Consider the following 15,213-nt stretch of genomic DNA (forward strand, 5'->3'; position numbering starts at 1 on the left):
CCGAAGCGGAGGGCCTCGGTCTTCGTGTTGTTGCCGCCGTGCGTGATGACGAGATCGACGAGCGGCAGGATCGACGTCTGCGGCAGGAGCTCGGTGCCCCACATGTTCGGCGCGAGCACCGGGCTCGCGTTCAGCGCAGGTCGGCCCGTGCGGGGGTGTCGTCGAGGAATCCGCCCGACTGATGCTGCCACAGCTTCGCGTAGGCGCCGTCCGACGCGAGCAACTCCTTGTGCGTGCCCTGCTCGACGATCCGTCCGCGGTCGAGGACGACGAGCCGGTCCATGGTGGCGACCGTGCTCAACCGGTGCGCCACCACGAGCGCCGTCCGCCCCTCCATGAGCCGCCACAGCGCCTCCTGGACGAGGATTTCGCTCTCGGAGTCCAGTGCGCTGGTCGCCTCGTCGAGCAGCAGGATCGGCGCGTCGCGCAGGATCGCCCTGGCGAGGGCGACCCGCTGGCGCTGACCGCCGGACAGCTTGACACCGCGCTCGCCCACCATGGTGTCGAAGCCGTCCGGCAGCGCGTCGGCGAACTCCGTGACGTGTGCTGCCTCGGCCGCGCGGCGGATCTCGGCGTCGGTGGCGTCCGGCCGGGCGAACGCGATGTTGTCCCGCAGCGTGCGGTGGAACATCGCCGGGTCCTGCGGCACGTAGGCGATCAGGCTGCGCAGGTCGGCCTGGCGCAGCATGCTGATGTCCTGACCCCCGATCAGGATTCGGCCGGCGTCGATGTCCGCCATCCGCAGCAGCAGCCGGCCGAGCGTGGTCTTGCCCCCGCCGGACCGGCCGACGAGACCGATTTTCGCCCCGCTGGGCACAGCCAGATCGAGGCCCTCGAAGAGAGGCTCGGCGCCTGCGTGGGCAAAGGTCACGTGCTCGAAGTGGACGTCGGCGGTCCTGGACAGCAGCGGCTCCGGCGCGGCCGGGTCGAGAACGGTCGGCGGCCTCAGCAGCAGTTCGGTGAACTGCGCGGCCTCCGTCATCGAGCTCTCCAGGCGGCGGTAGATCTGGTTGAACTCGAACATGATCCGCGTTGCGTTGGTGTAGTACGTGAAGGCGACCACGATTGCCTCCACGCCGTGCCCGCCCCCGCCGATGGCGACCGCGAGCAGCAGGCCCAACGCGTTGGTCAGCACGGACATCGGTGCTACCAGTGTGTCGATGCGCAGGTTGCCGTAGTCCCACGACCGCAACGTGAGCCGCCTCGACACTGCGACGCGGGAGCGGTGCTCGGCGGCCTCGCGCTCCTCGGCGGCGAACGCCCGGACCGTGTCCATGTTCATCAGGCTGTCGGCGACGTGGCCCGACACCCGGGCGATCGCCTCCTCACGCTGGTCGACCAGCGTCTGGCGGCGTCGGATGAGGGGCGTCACGCACAGCGCCGTCAGTGCGATCATCGCCAAGAGCCCGACAACGAGCAGCGGTTCGTAGCGCCAGAGCACCACCGACCCGAACACCAGGGGCACGAAGCTGCCCACGACCGAGAACGTCAGCGTGTCGACGAATTCCTCGAAGCGGGACGCGAAGCTCAGGACCCGCTTGGTCAGCGACCCGGCGAAGTTGTCGTGGAAGAACGTGGCGTCCTTTGCGAACAGCTCGTCCATCCCGATCACGTACAGGTGCTCGATGCCGAGGGCGTCAAGGCGGTTCAGGCAGTGCAGGCCGACGCGCCACAGCGTCTCCGCGAGCAGCAGGACGCCGGCGAAGCCGAGGATGTAGGGCAGTGCCGAGCCGATGGTGATTCCGGCGTCGCCGGCGATCCGGCCGACGAGCTTCGCGACGAGCAGCGGCGCGATGTAGTTGATGCCGATGTTGCCCAGCGCCGGCAGCAGCATCGCGGGCACCGTCAGCCGCTGGAGCCGGGCCAACTCCCGCCCGTAGTAACGAAGGGCGAGGAGCACCGAGCCCCCGCCGGGCGGAACCTCGCGCGATTCAGGTAATTCCATGCCACCCCCTGTGTTGTCGTGCGGCAGCTCGTCACGCGCTTCTCCGGGGAGAAGCCGTTGCCCCATGTCCGTGCGGAGCTTCGGTTCGAGTGAGTGCCTTCGCCCAGGTCGTCTTCCGAAGGCGGGGCACGACGGCGGAGCCCCCGCGCTGCTCGTGGCGACGCATCCGTGCGAGTAAAGGAGGCCAGGAATCGCAGTGTCCCGCGGGGGTGCCCGCGGTGTCCAAGCGTTTTTTCAGTCGACGGCGACCCGCAGCCGGCTACACACCGGCCAGGAGCCCCCGGGCGCAGGCGTAGCACCGCTGTCACCCCACCGGCCAGTCGGGATTCCAGTACGGGACGATCGCCGCCAGGGCCCCCGCCCGCCCGGCGCGGCCGGCGACCTGAGGAATCGCTTCTGGTCAGCGTGTTCGACAGTGCCCAGCTCTCTGCGTATGGTCCGCACGGACGGCACTCGATCGACGGGGGGCACCAGCTCTTTGGTGGCGACCCCCACGAGGTGCTCCGGAGAACAAGTGCACTCCGCCCATACCGCTGCGCACCCAGGGGTGTTGCAACGCATACTGCCTTCCGCGACTGTGCGAGCTGGGCCTGGTGATCCGCGATCGACGGCGCGGTGCGGCTGTCCTGTCCCTTGTGTCCTGAACATGAAATGGAGTTGGTTGTAGGCAAGCTTCCATAAGTGGTGCTGTGCGGAAGATGAAGGTTTTGTGGCCCTTCGGAGCCGCCCTGCGGGGGGAGGCTTCAAACCACCTCATGCTGCGTTGGCTGAAGACCGTCGTGGTGAGCGATGAGGAGAAGGCGTCGTAAGAGACGTCAGGTGGGGACCGGAAAGACGAACGCAAGTGAATCGCTGCTGACGCGTCGAAAGACAGACAGGCGACATCAAAACCGGTGTGTGAGACAGACCCCGGGATGAGCCTGGCGGGTGCCCGTCTATTGGTCAGGTGGTGTCCGGCGTGTAGGCGACGTGAGTCCGGTCTGCGGCTTCCGCATGGAACAGGAGAAGGCAGCCCCGATACCGCCCGCCGCGTAACGGCGGCGAGAGGGAGTGCCCCAAGCAGCGGACACTGCGAGGGGTCGAGTACCGAAGCGGGGCGTGCCGGCGGACCGGCTCGTAGTAGTGCTGAAGCCTCTGTAATGGGGGTGGAGCGAAGGGGCCGGGTCGTTCGTGACTGTGTTGATCGCATCAACCGGAGTGCGTCCGGGAGGAGTTCGGTGGACCAGTTGAAGTCGCAGACCAAGCCGTTTGAGATTTCGAAGTGGGAAATCAAAGAAGCGTGGGAGGAAGTCAGGGCGATGACCTGAGGAACAACCTCTACAAGGTCTGGAACCGGATGTCGTCGGGCTCGTACTTTCCTCCTCCGGTGCGCGCGGTGGCCATTCCCAAGCCACAGGGACGCGGCACGAGAACGCTTGGTATTCCCGCTGTCGCCGATCGGGTGGCGCAGACCGTGGTGGCCCGGCATCTGATGCGACGGGTGGATTCTGTTTTCCATCCGGACAGCTTCGGATACCGGCCCGGACGGTCCGCCTTGGATGCGGTGGAGAAGTGCCGGGACCGCTGTTGGAAAAGGGACTGGGTGGTCGAGTTCGACATCTCCCAGTTCTTCGACAGTGTGCCCTGGGATCTGCTGGTCAAGGCGGTGGAGGCGCACACCGATGCCGTTTGGGTGATGTTGTATGTCCGGAGGTGGCTTGCCGCCCCGCTCAAGATGCCCGACGGCACCCTGCTGGAACGGGAGCGCGGGACCCCGCAAGGGGCCCCGGTTTCTCCCGTGCTGGCGAACCTGTTCCTGCACTACGCGTTTGACACCTGGATGGCCCGGGAGTTCCCGACCGTCTGGTTCGAACGCTATGCGGACGACGCAGTGGTGCACTGCGTCACTGAGCGCCAGGCCCGCCAGGTCCTGACCGCGTTCACGGACAGGATGGCTGAGGTCGGGTTGCACCTGCACCCGGCCAAGACCCGGATCGTGTACTGCAAGGACGGCAGACGCCACGGCTCCTTCGAGCACACCGCGTTCACGTTCCTCGGGTACACCTTCCGCGCCAGACGCAACCGGACCCGGCACGGCAGATTGTTCCTGTCGTTCGACCCGGCCGTCAGCAGCGACGCCCTGAAGAAGATGGGGCGGGAGGTGCGCTCATGGCAGCTGCACACCCGCTCGGACCTGTCCTTCAACGACCTTGCCCGATGGATCAACCCCGTCGTGGCGGGCTGGATCAACTACTACGGCCGCTTCCGGCCGTGGGAGCTGCATCCCTTCGTGATGCGCATCAACGCCTACTTGGTGCGCTGGATCCGCCAGAAGTACAAGCGGCTCAAGGCCAAACGAAAGGCCCTCGCAAAGATGCAGGAGATCGCCCGGCGATACCCCCGCATGTTCGCGCACTGGCGACTCACCGTGACGGTGAGCGCGGTGGTGGTCTGACGATCAGAACGACAAGAGCCGTGTAACGGGCGACTGTTACGCACGGTTCTGTGAGAGCCGAGGGGTGAGAATCCCCTCGGCTACTCGGCAGAGGACTGTGGGCAGGGTGAGGCTCTGACCTGCGGTTGTGCGGGACGGGCCGGCGGTTGGTGTCCCGGACAACCGCAGGCAGCGCGGTCGTCTACCCGCGGAGCCAAGCCGGCAGGCGCCGCGGAGCCGGTCGCGGTGTGCTGGCTGCCATGGCTCGGGGAGCCGACTTGGCTCTCGTGACTTGTCGGGCGAGTCGGCATTCGCCGGCTTCACGGATGAGTTCCTGAGAGCGGATCCGGTGCAACTCGAAGTGCATGCCGTTCGCTCCTACTGCTGGAACCCCGTGACGTCGGCGACCACGCAGCTGACGTTGTCGGGGCCGCCGGAGCCGTTGGCGAGGGCGATGAGTTCGCGGACGGCCTGCTCGGGCTCCCTGCCTTCGGAGAGCACCCTTTGGATTTCTTCGGTCGGCACGATGGTCGACAGACCGTCGGAGCAGAGCAGGTATCGGTCTCCCTGCCGGGCGTCGTGAAGGCGCATGTCGGGGATGGCAACGGCTCCTCGACCCAGGGCTCGTATCAACAGCGACCGCTGGGGATGGGAGACGGCTTCCTCCGGGGTGAGGCGTCCTTCGTCGACCATCGACTGCACCATGGTGTGGTCGTGCGTGATCTGGAACAGCTCTCCGTCGCGCAGGAGATAGACGCGGGAGTCGCCGATGTGGACGAGAGCCAGCTGCGATCCGGTCCAGAGCATCGCAGTGAGTGTCGTGCCGACTTCTTCGGGTGAAGAGCCGGTCCCGGCGACGCTGTCCACAGCCTGCTTGGCCTGTTCGACGGCGTCTTCGAGGACGTTGAGGAGATTGCCCGCCGGGATGGTGTCCGTTTCGAGGTGCTTGAGCGCGTCGACGGCGGCCGCGCTTGCGGGGGCTCCTCCGCTGCCGTAGCCGTCGGCGATGGCGAGCAGGCGGGTTCCGGCGTAGGCGGTGTCCTGGTTGCTCTCTCGGACGAGGCCCGTGTCGGACAGGGCGGCGTAACGGATTCCGAGGGGCTTGGCGGTCGGGGACATGGCAGGGTCCTTCCAGGACAGGTGGTCGATGAGGAAGGTGGCCAGGCCCCGCCGTGCGGCGGTGTCGGCCTCGACCTGGGCCCAGAACGCGCGGATCTCCTGTGCGGCCGGGCCCGCCTCCAGCGAGCAGACGTGCTGGATGCGGGCCAGGGGCATTCCCAGACGTCGGAGCCAGGCGACCAGCCGGGCCTGGTCCACTTGTTCCGGTGCGTAGAGGCGATAGCCGGTCACTGGGTCGACGCGAGCGGGGGTCAGCAGGCCGAGCTCGTCGTAGAGACGCAGCGCCTTCGGTGACAGGCGGGCCGCCTTCGCGAACGTCCCGATGGTCAGCAACCCCATGCTTGCTCCTCCTCATGCCGAGCACATCGCCCGGCCCCACCGATGCTGTGGGTTCCCCCAAGGTGAAGGTCAACTGTCGGGGCACTGACTGCTCTTCCGTGCAGCGGTCGATGCGGTGCATTACCGTGGCGCATTTTTGACCGAGGCCGACGAGGGCGGGGCCGGCCCGGGGAGGGGTGCCGACGGGCAGGTGGCGTTGCCGCGAGGCTATGACCGAATTCGTCGTGGTGACCGCTGTCGGCCGCGACCGAGGGCCAGGAGGGCATCACCGCGAGGGACATGGCGGCGACCATGCCGGGATATGCCATTGCGTACAGCCGAATTCGCCGTGGCCATGGGAGAAGTACCGGGCGGCGAGCGTCTGCCAGAACCCCCTGGCGGCGTGAAGGCAGTAGGTGATCAAGTCGTCTCCGTAGCGGCGCAGTAGTCGGCGGTGCCAGCGCTGAGCGCGGATGGTTCCCGGCAACTGTGTCAGGTCGACTTGATCTTGCCGACGGTGTGCCGCCTTGCCGATCCGTAGGCCGTGACGCAGACAGACGTGATGGTGGTGGGCGGGTGCGAAGAACGCGATCCGCCGGCCCGGTGCGGCCCGGGCGCGATTGGTGGACTGTCCGGCCCGTCGGTGGCCCGGTCCAGCAGGGCGACGGCGGCCTGGGCGATCTCTTCCCCCAGTGACCTGATCCGAGCCGCGCGCGGCGAGGATGCGGCGAGCGTGGTCCCTGGCCAGCTCGCCCATGGGTATCGGTGCGGTGCGAAGGTGGCGCCGGATCGCGGTGATCCAACCGCACTGGCGGTGGTTGCGTACCCGGACGCGAGAGATCTCGTAGGGGTCGTAGGCACGTCCCAGCCCCGGCCGTCGTTTCCCGCGCCGGAGCGCTGACGGCGGAAGGGGTTCACAACTGCTGGTCCAGTACCTTGTTTTGGCGAACATGGGCACGATTGAGTGAACGGTGTTCCGGTCTGTGGGTGTGTCTGACTGGGTGTGTGACGTGTGTGGCGCGATCTGGGACGCCGGGTGTGGTGTCAGCAGTCGGGGCCGCCGTATCACCGGAGTGATGGTTCGGGGCCTCCCCGTCGCCTCTGGCCACGCCCACATGGCCAGGTCGTAGGGATTCCGCCCACCTGGGACGGACCGCATACGTGATATGCGTCGCCGCCCAGGACGTGAAAGCGGAGGACCGGTGCGCCCAACACCGTTCGGGGCGTGCCGGTGAGACAGGACTCACTCCTGCTCACTGCCCAGGAACGGTTCAACTCCGCGCTGTCGTAGGTGCGGTGGTTGATGCGGACGCCGTAGGAGTTGAATGTCCGTCGTCGCCGGGGTACCCGACCGGCCCACCCTCTCGTACACGAACATCACAAGGGCCCTGCTCGGCATGGCCGCCGACAGCAGGCTCTCCGGCCGGCGGGTGCTGGTCACGGCGGAGAACGGCTGGAAGGCTCGGACTCCCTACAAAGGAACAGAGAGACGTTCTTGACACGTGGCGTCGAGCCCGCAGCTGCGCCCCGCGAATCGTTCGTGTGGTGAACCTTGTCGGCCGTACGGATGACCGCAGGCCGCGCTCCGCCCAAGAGGCAGGCGGCGACCGGTATACCCGGGGAATGATCAGGAACCTGGTATGCGGAATCGGGGCTCTCTCGTCGTCGGTATGTGGGGGAGTGGGCGGTGACGAAGCGGCGCCGGCAGCTGGCCGTCCATGAGGCGGAGCTTCAGACGCTGAGCGTCATTGCCGACGGACCGTGCGCAGACACCGTCGTCTCCTGCACCCCGGCCGCGCAGCGCAAGATCCCGCCCTGGGGTGCCCGGCCTCATCGGGTGCCCGTGGCTCGTGCCGAATCAGGTTTCCGAAGCGGTTCCTTCCTGTGTTCCACAATTCTGAAAGGTGTCTGTGATGAGCCGAGGGCTGATCGTGGTGGATGTGCAGAACGACTTCTGCGAAGGAGGTAGCGTTCCCGTCGCGGGAGGCGCGCGGGTCGCCTCGGCGATCGCCGACCTGGTCGACCGGAGCGCAGGCCGTGATTACCAGTACGTTGTGGCCACCCGGGATCATCACATCGATCCGGGCAGCCATTTCTCCGAGACCCCGGACTTCCAGGACAGCTTCCCCGTCCACTGCGTGGCAGGGAACGAAGGCGCTGAATTCCATCCCCACTTCGCACCCGTCGTCACGGACGGCAAGGTGCACGCCGTCTTCTTCAAGGGCGCCCACTCTGCCTCCAAGAGCGGATTCGAAGGCGCGGACGCGGAGGGAACCTCCCTCGCGGACTGGCTGCGTGCCCGTGGGGTCGAGGACGTCGACGTGGTGGGCATCGCGACGGATCACTGCGTGCGTGCGACCGCGCTGGATGCCGTCGCGGCAGGATTTCGCGCACGGGTACGTCTCGACTACTCGGTCGGCGTCGCCCCGCACACAACAGCTGCCGCGCTGAAAGACTTCCGCAAGGCAGGAATTGCAGTATCCGGTGAGGCGCCGGTTCCGGAATAGTCCTGGCGCCGGTGCGAGGCATGAGTTGCACCGGTGTCCCGCCGGCCCGGCGGAGGCCACGTTCACTTGATCAGGTGATCCGATCCTCCGCCTCACGACGCAACGCATGTCACGTCGCGGCCAGGCCGACAGGTCAATAGCGCTCAGCTGCGCCGAGGTACTGCTCGGCGAAGGCGGCAGCGGCAGCCGGCGAGGTGAACAGGCGCCGCAGCCGGGCGAGGGCGTCGTGCTCGCGCGGAACTGATCCCCGGCAGCCGTCCCGTGATAGACCTCGGACAGCCACTGCGAGAATTCCTGATAGTCCCATACGCGGCGCAGACAATCTCCCGAGTAGCCCTCGAGAGCGCTGCCGCTTCCTGCTTCCTGCGCGAGGTGGGCAACGAGCCTGTCGCCGAGCAGGAAGGCGTCGTGCAGGGCGAGGTTCATGCCCTTGGCCGCGATCGGCGCGATGGGGTGGGCCGCGTCGCCTGCGAGGAACAGCCGCCCCTCCGTCAACGGCTCGGCTCCCGCCGCTGCGAGCCGTTGCTGCAGCTGCGCCCGGACCCGGTCGTGTGGCCGGTTCGCCGGGTCATCACCCGGCGGGCACTGGAGGTAGTAGCGGGTCACCTCGGAGCTGCGGGGCATCTGTCCGGCAAAGCCATTCGGATGGATCCCGGACAGAACGCAATCGGAGGGCGGCGGCGCCTCGGCCAGCAACACCAGCCAGGCCATGCCGTAGTCATGCCGCGCGATACGTACCCGGCCGGCGGGAAGCGCGCTCCGCGTCACCCCGCGTGCCCCGTCGCACCCTGCGGCGAAATCGCAATGAAACAGCTGTCGTTGACCTGTTTGGGGGCAGGTGTACGCAACCGAGGACCGGTCCTGTTTCCACGTCTTGCACCCGCACGTCCTGGACAGCAAACCGGATGTCCCCGCCGCGCACGTCTGCGTACTCACGCACCAGATCCGTCACGTAGAAAAAGTGGTGACGTCCCGTCAGTTTTCTGTACGGAAGGCGGTGCTGCTGACCGTCGAACCGGAACCCGGAACATGTTGTGGAGCAGGGAAATCGGGATGCGGGAAAGTGGTCACACGGTCATTATGTCGACGCGCGGGCAGCAGCTGTCGGAGCCCGCGGTCATGACGGTGCGCGGGCCCCGACGGTCGATGATCCGGCCGACCCGGATCCCGGCGAAGGCGGAGATGAGCAGGGCGGCGGAGAACGCGGCCGTTGTGGCCCCTGTGCGCCATCCGGTGTCGGCGGTGATGGCCGGGTTGAGCGTGGGGGAAGGCGTAGTGGACGATTCCCCAGCTGGTGATCTGCGTGATGCACAGGGCCGGGAGTACTGCGCGGGGCCGCGACCGGTCCCCTGTTCCGGTCGCGGCCCCGCAGGCGTCGACCTCGGTTACGGGCAGCAGCCACCGGCCGCGACCGCCGCACCAGGGCCTGTTTCGGCGACGGCCGGGTCCGCGCAGCAGGCGCTGCCCCTCTGTTCGGCCATCGAGTCGGCGTCGGCCTTGACGACGTACACCTCCCACGGTTCCTGGCCAGGGCCGTGGACCCAGACCTTGTCCTGGAGGGCGTAACAGCAGGTGGTGTCGTTCTCGACGTCGGTCGCAAGACCCTGATCCGCGAGGCGGGTGGTGGCGTGGACAGCTTCGGTGGTTTCGACTTCGACGCCGAGGTGGTCCATACGTGTGTCCACGTCCGGCGTGCCCTGGACGAGGACGAGCTTGAGCGGCGGGTCGGCGATGGCGAAGTTGGCGTAGCCGTCGCGCAGTTTCGCTGGCTCGGTGCCGAAGAGCTTGCTGTAGAAGGCGATCGAGGCGGGAAGGTCGGGGACGCGCAGGGCGAGCTGTACTCGGGACATGACAATCCTCCTGACGCAGGGTGGTAGCGCCCAGGCTGTTGGCCGGGACGCCGGGGTTCAGGCCGAGCAGCAGCCGCCGGACGACGTGTCCTCAGTGGCTGCAACCAGCAAAGGGGTGTCGACGCCGATCTGTACGAGAGCGGGCTCCGGAGCGGCACAGCAGCCTCCGCTGTCGGCCTGGCCGGCTGCCGGGTCGTCGAAGAGTCCGGCGCCGCCGCAGACTCCGGTCTCGGGGAGCGTGAGTTCGACGCGGTCGGCGGATTCGGTGTCACCGGCGATGGCCGCGGTGACGGAGCGGACCTGCTCGTAGCCGGTCATGGCCAGGAACGTGGGGGCGCGGCCGTAGGACTTCATGCCGACCAGGTAGACGCCGGGTTCGGGGTGGGAGAGCTCGCGGTGGCCGTGGGGGTAGACGGTGCCGCAGGAGTGCTGGTTGGGGTCGATGAGCGGGGCGAGCTCGGTGGGGGCCTGGAGGCGCTCGTCGAGGCCGAGCCGGATCTCGGAGAGGAACGACAGGTCGGGGCGGAAGCCGGTCAACACGATGACCTCATCCACCAGGTCCAGACGGCGGCTGTCCTCGCCGACCAGGATCAGGCAGCCGTTGTCGTCACGTTCGATGGCCTCGGTTCGGAAGCCGGTGACCGCGTCGGCGTGGCCATTGTCGACGGCGGCCTTGGCGGCCAGGCCGAGGGCGCCACGGGCGGGGAGCTGGTCGGCGGTGCCGCCGCCGAAGGTGGAACCGCTGATGCCGCGACGCAGGATCCACACCGCGTGCGTGCCGGGCTCGTCCTTCGCGACGTCGGCGAGGGAAGCGAGGGCGGTGAAGGCGGAGGCGCCGGAGCCGATGACGGCGGTGCGCTTGCCGGCGTAGCGGGCGCGGACGGCCGGGTCCTTCAGATCGGGGACGCGGTAGGTGATGCGGTCGGCCGCCGTCTTTTCACCGAGAGCGGGCAGGCCACTGGCCCCGGCCGGGCTCGGGGTGGTCCAGGTGCCGGAGGCGTCGATGACCGCGCGGGCGAAGACACGCTCCTCGCCGTCGGGGGTGGTGAGGTGGAGGACGAAGGGCTGGGCTTCGCGGTCGGCATCGACGATACGGTCGCGGCCGGTGCGGGAGACCCCGGTGACGGTGGCGTTGTAACGGACGCGGTCGCCCAGGACGTCGGCCAGCGGCTGGAGGTACTGCTCGGCCCAGTCCCCGCCGGACGGATAGGTGGCCGCATCGGGCTTGGTCCAGCCGGTCGGCGCCAGGAGCTTCTCGGCGGCTGGGTCGGTGACCTCTCCCCAGGTGGAGAACAGCCGCACATGCGACCAGTCACGAACCGCGGAGGCGGCGGTCGGCCCGGCCTCCAGGACCAGCGGCTCGATGCGGCGCTCGACCAGGTGGGCGGCGGCGGCCAGCCCGGCGGGGCCGGCGCCGATGACGACAACTGGAAGGTCTGCGGTGGTGATCATGGCGGTGATGTCCTCCGAAGTGAGCGACCTGCCCGGCCGCTGTTTCGATCGCTGTCGATGTCTGGAGCTTGCCACTCGGTATCGATGAGTGTCAACATAGACACATGTCGAAGTCGGAGTTGGTGGAGCTGTCGGTCCTGGATGCGGGGACTGTGGTGCCGTGCTGCCCGCCGATCACCGCCGGGGAGCTGTCGCAGGGCGACGCGGAGAAGATGGCCCTGATGTTCAAGGCACTGTCGGATTCGGTGCGGCTTCGCCTGTTCTCCAAGGTCGCCTCGCATGCGGGCGGCGAGGCGTGTGTATGCGACATCTCCGACGTCGGCGTCTCCCAGCCGACCGTCTCCCACCACCTGAAGAAGCTGCGCGAGGCCGGCCTCCTGACTTCGGAGCGGCGCGGGACCTGGGTCTACTACCAGGTCGCCCCGTCCGTCGTGGCGGCCATGTCTGCCATGCTCGACCTGCGCTCCTGATCGATGGCCCGCGCCGGCAGGTCAGCCGGTGCAGTCACGCGGGCGGCAGTGCGCCAGGTAGGCCCGGAGTGAGGAGACACGCTCGGCCATGGTGACACCGTCGGCCCGGTAGAAGACCTGCTTGCCCTCTTTGCGGGAGACGGCCGGGCCACCACGACGCAGCTGCCGATCTCATCGGGGTGAGCCGGGATCAGGATTCATGATGGAAAGGCGGTCGCGAGCGCCTGGTGCAGCTGGCCGATGCTGGGGGCGCCGTCCAAGCCCTCGGGTGTGCGGTAGAGACGGCAAGCCATCCCCTGCGTTCGTCCGGCTTCTGCGAACGGGTCTTCTCCGTCAATGAGGACAGTCGGGGAACCGGTGAAACCGATGCGTTCGGCCTCGGTCTGGTCGGTGACCACCCGGGTGACGACATCGACGTTGTGCAGCCCGGCCGCCTCCAGCGCCTGCCACAACCGTCCGACGGCCAGCTGTTCGTTCGGGCATTCCTTTACGACTACGACTTCGATCCGCATGCCTCCAGGATGCCGCAGCAACTCAGGCCAGGAGTTCGGTGATTTGACGGACGGCATCACGGGCAGGGCGCCCCACGCCGATGAGGGTCGCGGAACTCGGCCCCGTCCAGTCGCCGTAGCCGAGCAGATGCAGCCGCGGTTCACCGACCGCGCGGGTGCCGTGGGTGGCGAGGCAGGTTGGAGCGCCGCTCGTAGTCGGTCAGGTGCTCCACCACGTGCCCGGCGTCCGGGTACTCCTGGCCCGGCTGGGCGGGCATGACGCGGCCGGGCGGTGAGGAGCGTGGCCGGGGAGAACAGGCGCAGAGAGTCCCAGGCGTGCCGCCAGGCCCCGTCGGGCGTGCTCTGCGCGTCGAGGATCACGAAGTCCAGCTTCTTGCGGCGCAGGTAGTACCCGGGGGCGAGCTCGGCCTGCCCGCCGCGATCAGCACAACGTCGCTCACCCCGGTCGCTGGGTCGGAGCCGCTGCGGTGGGCGCCTCGGCTGCGGCACACACCGGGCACAGCACCGTCCGCGCTTGGGCCTCGCCGGGGGTTCCGATCAGGCTGCCCCGACGCACGCTCCGGGTCGCGATACGGGCATGCGCCGCGCAGACCCCGGCGCCGCAGCTCTGGCATACGCCGACGGTGGGGCTGTTCGTTCCCGCAGTGCGGCACTCGAGGCAGTGCATCAGCTGTCCCTGCCCGAAGTGGTGAGTTCCGTGGGCATGAACTTCCTGCGCCAGGCGAGCGCTACGTACACGAGTCCGATCAGGACGGGCACCTCGATGAGCGGGCCGACGACACCGGAGAGAGCCTGCCCGGAGGTGACGCCGAAGGTGGCGATGGCGACCGCGATGGCGAGTTCGAAGTTGTTGCCCGCGGCCGTGAACGCCAGCGTCGCCGTGCGGTCGTAGGCCAGCCCCAGGGCCTTGCCGAGGAGGAAGGTCCCGAAGAACATGATCGCGAAGTAGACGAGCAGCGGCAGCGCGATCCGTGCGACATCCAGCGGCTGGGAGGTGATCGTCTTCCCCTGCAGGGCGAACAGGATCAGGATCGTGAAGAGCAGCCCGTACAGCGCCCAGGGGCCGATCTTCGGCAGGAAGCGCTGCTCGTAGCCTTCGCGGCCCATCTTCTGCTCGCCGATGCGGCGGGTGAGGAACCCGGCCAGCAGCGGGATGCCGAGGAACACGATGACGTTGAGGGCGATGTGCCACACCGAGACGTTCAGGCCCTGGCCGTCGCCGAGGTTCAGCCAGCGCGGCAGCAGGTCGAGATAGAACCAGCCCAGCAGGCCGAACGCGATGACCTGGAACACGGAGTTCAGCGCCACGAGGACGGCGGCGGCTTCCCGGTCGCCGCACGCGAGGTCGTTCCAGATGATGACCATGGCGATGCAGCGCGCCAGGCCGACGATGATCAGGCCGGTGCGATACTCGGGCAGGTCCGGCAGGAAGGTCCACGCCAGGGCGAACATGACCGCGGGGCCGATGATCCAGTTGATGACCAGCGAGGACACCATCAGCTTCTTGTCGCCGGTCACGGTGTCGAGCCTGTCGTAGCGGACCTTGGCCAGCACCGGGTACATCATGACGAGCAGACCGAGCGCGATGGGCAGGGAGATCCCGCCTACCTCGATCTTCGCCAGTGCGTCGTTCATCCCCGGGATCAGCCGCCCCAGGCCCAGGCCGACGGCCATGGCGAACAGGATCCACACCGCGAGATAGCGATCGAGGGTGGAGAGCTTCTTGACGATCGAGTCGTCCCGGCCCGCGGCCCGGTCGGCAGCGGGGGCCGTCGTGGTGCGCGCGGTGGTCACGGGCAGGCCCTCTTGTTCTCGGCGGCGCTGCGGGCGGACTCGGCCAGCGCGGCGAACTGCTCGGAGAGGCCGGCCAGGACCTCGGGACGCAGCTTGTAGTAGGTGAAGCGGCCGCACGGCTCGGTTTCCACCACACCGGCCTCGCGCAGTACCTTCAGGTGGTTGGAGAGGTTGGTCTGCTTCGCGCCGGTCTCCTCGACCAGGTGCGTCGTACAGAGCGTCTCGCGGGCAAGCAGGGTCACGATCTGGAGGCGGAGCGGATCGCCCAGCACCCGGATCAGATCAGGATCGACTGAAGTCAGCATGTACTGATACTTTCACATCACTAGCTGCTGATATCAGTGCGGGCTGCAGGCGTTGGCGGCTGGTCCCGCCATGCGACGAGAGAGAACGATCAATATGGCCGAGTCTTCCGGCAAGCCGTCCGTCCTGTTCGTCTGCGTCCACAACGCCGGCCGCTCCCAGATGGCCGCTGCCTGGCTGACCCACCTGGCCGGGGACCGCGTCGAGGTTTGCTCCGCCGGCTCGAATCCCGGCGACGCCGTGAACCCGGCGGCTGTCGAGGCGATGGCCGAGGTCGGCATCGACATCTCCGCCGAGACCCCGAAGATCCTCACGATCGACGCCGTCCGCGAGTCCGACGTGTGCATCACCATGGGCTGCGGCGACGCCTGCCCCGTCTTTCCCGGCAAGCGCTACCTCGACTGGAACCTCGACGATCCGGCAGGCCAGGGTGTCGAAGCCGTCCGCCCCATCCGCGACGAGATCAAGAACCTCGTCGAGGGCCTCATCGCAGAGATCGCCCCGGAGGCCAAGGCGTGAGCGGGATACGC

General features: G+C 68.0%; 13 protein-coding genes and 3 pseudogenes. 5 read left to right on the forward strand and 11 right to left on the reverse strand.

What is annotated here, in order from left to right; genetic code table 11:
- Positions 1–130: 130 nt before the first annotated feature.
- Positions 131–1,945: an ABC transporter ATP-binding protein gene (locus NRF20_RS42755; RefSeq protein ID WP_398633507.1), complete on the reverse strand. Its 1,815-nt coding sequence runs from the start codon at positions 1,943–1,945 to the stop codon at positions 131–133.
- A 1,279-nt stretch (positions 1,946–3,224) separates the two neighbouring features.
- On the opposite strand from NRF20_RS42755, the gene ltrA reads away from it, so the two are divergent.
- Entirely contained in the window at positions 3,225–4,379 is a 1,155-nt protein-coding gene (gene ltrA / locus NRF20_RS42760) for a group II intron reverse transcriptase/maturase (RefSeq protein WP_413754294.1), read from the forward strand.
- A 357-nt stretch (positions 4,380–4,736) separates the two neighbouring features.
- On the opposite strand, the gene NRF20_RS42765 is transcribed toward ltrA, so the two are convergent.
- Positions 4,737–5,816: a protein phosphatase 2C domain-containing protein gene (locus tag NRF20_RS42765; RefSeq protein WP_398633905.1), complete on the reverse strand. Its 1,080-nt coding sequence runs from the start codon at positions 5,814–5,816 to the stop codon at positions 4,737–4,739.
- Between the two features lie 1,304 nt (positions 5,817–7,120).
- Between NRF20_RS42765 and NRF20_RS42770 the strand changes: the two genes are divergently transcribed.
- On the forward strand, positions 7,121–7,294 hold the full coding sequence (locus NRF20_RS42770) for a hypothetical protein (protein ID WP_413754295.1): 174 nt from the start codon (positions 7,121–7,123) through the stop codon (positions 7,292–7,294).
- 414 nt (positions 7,295–7,708) lie between these two features.
- Positions 7,709–8,302 carry an isochorismatase family protein gene (locus NRF20_RS42775; RefSeq protein ID WP_398633904.1) on the forward strand — a complete coding sequence of 198 codons (594 nt, stop codon included), beginning with the start codon at positions 7,709–7,711 and terminating at the stop codon, positions 8,300–8,302.
- 133 nt (positions 8,303–8,435) lie between these two features.
- On the opposite strand, the pseudogene NRF20_RS42780 reads toward NRF20_RS42775, so the two are convergent.
- The 4 genes and pseudogenes from NRF20_RS42780 to NRF20_RS42795 all read right to left on the reverse strand — a co-directional run.
- A pseudogene (locus tag NRF20_RS42780) lies at positions 8,436–9,338 on the reverse strand (FAD-dependent monooxygenase); the annotation flags it as partial.
- Between the two features lie 70 nt (positions 9,339–9,408).
- Positions 9,409–9,697 (reverse strand): annotated as a pseudogene (locus tag NRF20_RS42785) (MFS transporter); the annotation flags it as partial.
- On the reverse strand, positions 9,688–10,152 hold the full coding sequence (locus NRF20_RS42790; RefSeq protein ID WP_398633903.1) for an ArsI/CadI family heavy metal resistance metalloenzyme: 465 nt from the start codon (positions 10,150–10,152) through the stop codon (positions 9,688–9,690). The gene NRF20_RS42790 and the pseudogene NRF20_RS42785, both read right to left, overlap by 10 nt.
- Before the next feature lie 57 nt (positions 10,153–10,209).
- Positions 10,210–11,604, reverse strand: a complete 1,395-nt coding sequence (locus NRF20_RS42795; RefSeq protein WP_398633902.1) for an NAD(P)-binding domain-containing protein — start codon at positions 11,602–11,604, stop codon at positions 10,210–10,212.
- Between the two features lie 104 nt (positions 11,605–11,708).
- Between NRF20_RS42795 and NRF20_RS42800 the strand changes: the two genes are divergently transcribed.
- Positions 11,709–12,074 carry an ArsR/SmtB family transcription factor gene (locus tag NRF20_RS42800; RefSeq protein WP_398633901.1) on the forward strand — a complete coding sequence of 122 codons (366 nt, stop codon included), beginning with the start codon at positions 11,709–11,711 and terminating at the stop codon, positions 12,072–12,074.
- A gap of 197 nt (positions 12,075–12,271) precedes the next feature.
- Here NRF20_RS42800 and NRF20_RS42805 read toward each other — a convergent pair whose 3' ends face one another.
- The 5 genes and pseudogenes from NRF20_RS42805 to NRF20_RS42825 form a co-directional block, all read right to left on the reverse strand.
- Positions 12,272–12,586, reverse strand: coding sequence for a hypothetical protein (locus tag NRF20_RS42805; protein WP_398633900.1), 315 nt, complete (start codon positions 12,584–12,586; stop codon positions 12,272–12,274).
- 170 nt (positions 12,587–12,756) lie between these two features.
- A pseudogene (locus NRF20_RS42810) lies at positions 12,757–13,003 on the reverse strand (pyridine nucleotide-disulfide oxidoreductase); the annotation flags it as partial.
- 19 nt (positions 13,004–13,022) lie between these two features.
- Entirely contained in the window at positions 13,023–13,253 is a 231-nt protein-coding gene (locus tag NRF20_RS42815; RefSeq protein ID WP_398633899.1) for a DUF2180 family protein, read from the reverse strand.
- Positions 13,253–14,380, reverse strand: a complete 1,128-nt coding sequence (arsB, locus tag NRF20_RS42820) for an ACR3 family arsenite efflux transporter (RefSeq protein ID WP_398633898.1) — start codon at positions 14,378–14,380, stop codon at positions 13,253–13,255. The genes NRF20_RS42815 and arsB overlap by 1 nt, the downstream gene beginning before the upstream one ends.
- Positions 14,377–14,685, reverse strand: coding sequence for a metalloregulator ArsR/SmtB family transcription factor (locus tag NRF20_RS42825; RefSeq protein ID WP_329833260.1), 309 nt, complete (start codon positions 14,683–14,685; stop codon positions 14,377–14,379). Before NRF20_RS42825 ends, arsB begins: the two co-directional genes overlap by 4 nt.
- A gap of 94 nt (positions 14,686–14,779) precedes the next feature.
- On the opposite strand from NRF20_RS42825, the gene NRF20_RS42830 reads away from it, so the two are divergent.
- Positions 14,780–15,202, forward strand: coding sequence for an arsenate reductase ArsC (locus NRF20_RS42830; RefSeq protein WP_398633897.1), 423 nt, complete (start codon positions 14,780–14,782; stop codon positions 15,200–15,202).
- Positions 15,203–15,213: the final 11 nt, after the last annotated feature.

The organism is Streptomyces sp. R-74717 (assembly GCF_047305335.1).
Taxonomy (GTDB): Bacteria; Actinomycetota; Actinomycetes; order Streptomycetales; family Streptomycetaceae; genus Streptomyces; species Streptomyces atratus.

Bases quoted from the DNA above. Each gene is read 5' to 3' on its own strand.
- NRF20_RS42790 (WP_398633903.1), bottom strand. From the start codon at position 10,152: ATGTCCCGAGTACAGCTCGCCCTGCGCGTCCCCGACCTTCCCGCCTCG.
- NRF20_RS42765 (WP_398633905.1), bottom strand. From the start codon at position 5,816: ATGGGGTTGCTGACCATCGGGACGTTCGCGAAGGCGGCCCGCCTGTCA.
- NRF20_RS42830 (WP_398633897.1), top strand. From the start codon at position 14,780: ATGGCCGAGTCTTCCGGCAAGCCGTCCGTCCTGTTCGTCTGCGTCCAC.
- NRF20_RS42815 (WP_398633899.1), bottom strand. From the start codon at position 13,253: ATGCACTGCCTCGAGTGCCGCACTGCGGGAACGAACAGCCCCACCGTC.
- NRF20_RS42795 (WP_398633902.1), bottom strand. From the start codon at position 11,604: ATGATCACCACCGCAGACCTTCCAGTTGTCGTCATCGGCGCCGGCCCC.
- NRF20_RS42755 (WP_398633507.1), bottom strand. From the start codon at position 1,945: ATGGAATTACCTGAATCGCGCGAGGTTCCGCCCGGCGGGGGCTCGGTG.
- NRF20_RS42775 (WP_398633904.1), top strand. From the start codon at position 7,709: ATGAGCCGAGGGCTGATCGTGGTGGATGTGCAGAACGACTTCTGCGAA.
- NRF20_RS42770 (WP_413754295.1), top strand. From the start codon at position 7,121: ATGTCCGTCGTCGCCGGGGTACCCGACCGGCCCACCCTCTCGTACACG.
- NRF20_RS42800 (WP_398633901.1), top strand. From the start codon at position 11,709: ATGTCGAAGTCGGAGTTGGTGGAGCTGTCGGTCCTGGATGCGGGGACT.
- NRF20_RS42825 (WP_329833260.1), bottom strand. From the start codon at position 14,685: ATGCTGACTTCAGTCGATCCTGATCTGATCCGGGTGCTGGGCGATCCG.
- NRF20_RS42805 (WP_398633900.1), bottom strand. From the start codon at position 12,586: ATGCGGATCGAAGTCGTAGTCGTAAAGGAATGCCCGAACGAACAGCTG.